We start from the raw sequence: 1,420 nt of genomic DNA, 5'->3' as shown, positions 1-1,420 counted from the left end.
GGGGGTCCCCCCTGGTAGGTCCCACCCCCCCCCCTGGTACGTGGCCGGCCCCCCGTCCGCTTTGGGCGGCCCACGTCGTGTTTCCCGGGTACGGATCCCGTCCGGGTACGGGTCCCGTCACGTGCTCTTGCGCAAGGTCAGGTCCACGACCAGGGCCCGGTGGTCGGTGTCGTCCAGGTCCAGGAACCGGGTCCGGGTCGCCGTGAAGCCCCGGGACACCAGGACGTGGTCGATCTGGGCACCGAAGGCCGGAGCCGTCAGGGCGGGCCAGCTCGGGGTACGGGTGTCGCCGGTGAGCCGGGCGCCGTCCATGAAGCCGGTGTCCAGGATGCGGCGGAAGGCCGCGTGGTCCTGGGTGGCGTTGAAGTCGCCCGCGACGACGGTCGGCCGGCCGATGTTCGCGGCGGCGTAGTCGCGCAGGGCGGCCAGCTCCTTGCGCCAGGTCCCCAGGTGGGACGGCAGCGGCGGCATCGGGTGGGCCAGCTGGAGGTGGATCACCTGGCCGTCCACGTCGGCGGTGGCGCCGGGCATGCCCATGGTCGCGGGGATGCCCTTCGTGGGGGTCAGGGGGTGACGGCTGAGGATGACGGAACCGTCGGACCCCTCGGAGGTGGCGCTCTCGACGACCTGCCGGTACGGGTAGACGCCGTCTTTGGACTTGGCCTTGGCCGCGGACTTGTCCTCGGCGCCCTTGCCGAAGGCCTGGTTCAGCTTCTTCTCGCAGGTGTCCTCGCACTCCTGGACGAAGACCAGATCCGGGCGCTGCTTCGAGACCGCCTCGATCAGGCTGTCCGTTGCCCGGCCGAACTCGACGTTCGCGGTGAGTACGCGGATCTGTGCGACCGGGACGCCGCCGGGTTCCATCGTCTTGCCGTACGGCTCGATGTACCAGGCGATCACGGCGAGGGCGGCCACGCCCCAGACGAGGCCGATGCGCCAGTGGGACAGAGCGGCGAAGAGGAGGGCCACGGCGGTGGGGGCGAGGAGCCAGGGGAGGAAGGCGAGCAGTTGGGGGATGGGGGTGATGGCGTCCGTGTCGGCTATGCGGCAGCCGAGGACGATGCTCACGGTGAGGAGGAGGAAGGCTGCGAACCAGGCGCCGGGCCGTGTGCCGCCGTGTCTCGACACCGGGACGTTGTCGTCCCTGGTCCACGTGCTTGTCTCGGCTGTCGTCGTACTGCGCAAGGCCGTGCCTTCCACTTCTTCCGCCCCACCCACCCCGGTCCATCTGCATGGATCCTCTCTCAAAGACGGGGGGAGTGCGTGCGGGGTTGCGTGGCGGGGGGTTGTCGGGCCGTTCCCTGCGCCCCTGAAAGGCGGGGCTGCGCCCCTGCCCGCCCCTTCGTCCGCGGGTCCGGTGGGGGCCGTTCGCGCAGTTCCCCGCGCCCCTCAAAAGCGGGGCTGCGCCCCAGCTTTTGCC

General features: G+C 71.2%; 1 protein-coding gene. It reads right to left on the bottom strand.

Annotated elements, in window-relative coordinates:
* Nucleotides 1–117: 117 nt before the first annotated feature.
* Nucleotides 118–1,128, bottom strand: a complete 1,011-nt coding sequence (locus ACFVH5_RS44355) for an endonuclease/exonuclease/phosphatase family protein (protein ID WP_385839366.1) — start codon at nt 1,126–1,128, stop codon at nt 118–120.
* Nucleotides 1,129–1,420 lie beyond the last annotated feature (292 nt).

The sequence above is a fragment of the Streptomyces sp. NPDC127119 genome (assembly GCF_042677425.1).
Lineage (GTDB): Bacteria > Actinomycetota > Actinomycetes > Streptomycetales > Streptomycetaceae > Streptomyces.
This window is presented reverse-complemented; position numbering and strand designations above follow the sequence as displayed.